Annotated in this window: 2 protein-coding genes; one reads left to right on the top strand and one right to left on the bottom strand. The window is 72.0% G+C overall.

What is annotated here, in order from left to right; translation table 11 throughout:
* Positions 1–102: 102 nt before the first annotated feature.
* A complete protein-coding gene (locus tag AOK03_RS34795; protein WP_055569382.1) occupies positions 103–1,554 on the bottom strand; it encodes an MFS transporter in 1,452 nt (483 codons plus the stop codon).
* Between the two features lie 102 nt (positions 1,555–1,656).
* Here AOK03_RS34795 and AOK03_RS34790 point away from each other — a divergent pair, with 102 nt between their 5' ends.
* Positions 1,657–2,193, top strand: a complete 537-nt coding sequence (locus AOK03_RS34790) for a winged helix-turn-helix transcriptional regulator (protein ID WP_055569381.1) — start codon at positions 1,657–1,659, stop codon at positions 2,191–2,193.
* The last annotated feature ends 986 nt before the right edge of the window (positions 2,194–3,179 follow it).

Genomic DNA, 3,179 nt, shown 5'->3' with positions numbered 1-3,179 from the left:
TGGCAGCACCGACACCACCGGCCCCACCAACCCCACCGGCACCGCTCGTGAAGAGCGGGAGCCGGTGGTCTGACAGGCGCGTTCCCCCGTCCCGTCGGCCCGTCATCGCCCCCCACGGCGGCGCACCCCGACCGCCGCGACGACCGTGCCCACCGCCGCCATGGCCACCGGCACGAGCAACGCCCACCGGAACGCCGACAGATCCGCCTCGGCACCCAGGCCCGAGCCCGCTCCCGCGTCTGCGCCCTGATGCGTGGCGCCCGCCGAGACCAGGCCGTGGACGGCCGTCACCGCGGATATCCCGATCGCGGCGCCGAACTGCGTGGCGGTCTGCAGCAGCCCGCTCGCCAGCCCCTGCTCCTTCACCGGCACGCCGTCCGTCGCCGCGATCATCTGGGGGCCGAGCGTGAGCGCGAAGCCGATGCCCGCGAGGAACAGGGTCGGGAACATAGCCAGGTAGGGCCAGTCCATGCCGACCGGCAGGAACAGCACGTACGCCGCGAGAGCCAGCAGGAACCCGCCGAGGATCACGCGCGCGTTGCCGAACCTCCGGACCAGGCGCGGGGTGAGCGTCGGCGACAGGAACACGTCGCAGCCCAGCACGACCATCGCGACGGCGGTCTGCCACGACGACCAGCCGCGCAGCTCCTGGAGGTAGAGCGTCAGGACGAACTGGAAACCCATGAAGGCCCCGAGGTACAACAGCGCGCCGAACCCGGCCCGCACCACGGACCCCGTGCGGAAGATCCCGAGCCGCACCAGCGGGTCCGCCGCGCGCCGCTCGATCCGCACGAACACGCCGACGAGCAGCAGCCCCGCGCCCATCGAGCCGACGATCAACGGCCAGTCGGAGAAGCCGTGCTCGAGCTGGACGATGGCGTAGGCGAGGAGCAGCATCGCCCCGGCCGCCGTGGCCGCGCCCGGCAGGTCGAACCCCCGCCCGCGCGTCCGGGCCCGCGCCGCCCCGGCCGATGCCACCCGACCCGCCGTCGCCGGAGCCTCCCTCGGAATGAGCCGCAGCGCCCCCGCGAGGATCACCCCCGCGACGAGCACCGGCGTGAAGAAGACCCACTGCCAGCCGAGTTCGGTGAGCAGCCCACCCACCACCAGGCCGAGCGAGAAGCCGCCCGCCGACGTTCCGGCGAAGATGAGCAGCGCTCTGCTCCGCTCGGGCCCCTCCTCGTACGAGGTGGTGATGATCGACATCGCCGCCGGTGTCATGAACGCGGCCGCCACCCCGGTCACGAACCGCGCCACGACCAGCATCCACCCCTCGGTCGCGAAGCCGCCGAGCCCGGAGAAGGCCATGAAGACGCCCAGCCAGAGCAGGAACATCCGCCGCCTGCCCAGCAGATCGGCCGCCCGCCCGCCGAGCAGTGTGAAACCCGCGTACCCGAGGACGTACGCGCTGACGACCCACGCGGCCGTGCCGGTCGACAGCCCCAGGTCGGACCTGATGTCCGGGATCGCTATCGCGATCATCGCGATGTCGATGCCTTCGAGGAAGATCGTGCCGCAGAGGACGAGCAGTAACGCCCAGGCGCGTGCACTCATGGCAGAACTCCTTACAGGCAGCACGGCAAGTAGGGGCGGTTACGTGGATGAGGGTCGGTTCCCTCTTGTAACCACTGGCATCCTGCGGCAGCATCGGGAGCTGTGGAAGAAGGCACTTCAAAGTCACCGAGTAACCTCCCGGGCACCGTGGACTACGGCGAAGCCGATCCCTTCCAGTGGGACACCCGCGAGGACTGCCAGGTGCGGCAGATCCTCGACCGGGTGGCCGACAAGTGGTCGCTGCTGGTCATCGCGCTCCTGGACCGCCGCCGCCTGCGCTTCACGGAGCTGCGGCGGGAGATCGACGGCATCAGCCAGCGGATGCTGACGGTCACGCTCCGGCAGTTGGAGCGCGACGGCCTCGTCAAGCGGACCGTGCACCCCGTCGTGCCGCCCCGGGTCGAGTACGAACTCACCCCGCTCGGCGGCACCTTGCACCACACGATCCAGGCCCTGGTCTCCTGGACGGAGGACCACCAGAACGAGATCGCCGCCGCGCGGGCCGCCTACGACGCGCGGGCCGCCGAGGAGTCCGACGCCACCGCGGCAGGCCCCCCGGCCGCGACGGAGGCGGCGAGGGCGACGGTGCGGGAGCCGGTGCGGGGAGGCGCGAGGGCGTCCGGTGCCCGGTCGCGCTGAGCGGCCAGGAACACCGAGATCACCCAGAGCAGCCCGAGGTCGATGCCCAGCTCCACCACCGCGGCGAACTGGTCCATCGTGAACTTGAATATCTGGCCGACAAACATGTCCACGAGCAGCGCCGCCCGAAAGAGGCGGAGGGCCGTCACCCCGTCTCCGCGCAGGCGTATCAGTCCGGTGAGGCCGAGGACGGCCGAGACCACTTCGGTGAGCGCGACCGCGAGATGGGCACCCGGCTGCGGCTCCCGCGCCAGCTGTCCGCCGAAGAAGTCCACGGACATCCAGACGGAGAACAGCAGCGCCTCGGTCAGCAGGCAGAGCACGGCCAGGGCGAGCACGATGCGGGTGCGCGCCAGCCACCGCAGCGCACGTCCCGCGCCGGACGCCCACGTCCGCCACCAGGAGGGCGCGGCCGCCGGGCGCTCGGGGACCGCGGCGATCAGCCGCGCCAGCGCCGCGTCCAGCTCGCGGTCCGAGCCCTCGACGAGCCGCAGCGCCGCGCGGCGCTGCTCGGCCGTGAGCCCGTCGGCGACACCGGCCAGGGCCACGTCGGCGGCGTTCACGGAGCGCTGCCGCGCGTCGAGCCCGGTGGTCCTCGCCGCGCGCAGGCGTATGAGGTGGGTGAGGAGGAGCAGCAGCGCGAAGCTCAAGTAGATGATCCCGGCGGCCGGTTGGTAGAAATACCCCGGCTCGTCCGTGATCTGTTTGCCGACCTCGTCGATGAAGAGCCCGAAGCCGATGCCGCCGACGAAGGCACCGGCGAGGCGGGCCGCCCTGCCGAGGAAGCCGAGCGTGAGCAGGATCGCCGCCATCATCAGCAGGCCGCCCCACAGCATGTGCGCGATGTGCAGCGGGCTTCCGCCGCCCCCGCCCAGCTTGGGATAGCCCGCCCGGGCGAGGAAGGCGCGGGTGACGAGGACCGTGGCGATGCCGGTCAGCGCGAAGACGTTGACGTATGTGGCCGCGTCCGTGGCGCGCACGAGAGC

It is taken from the genome of Streptomyces atriruber (genome assembly GCF_001418325.1).
GTDB lineage: Bacteria > Actinomycetota > Actinomycetes > Streptomycetales > Streptomycetaceae > Streptomyces > Streptomyces atriruber.
This window is presented reverse-complemented; position numbering and strand designations above follow the sequence as displayed.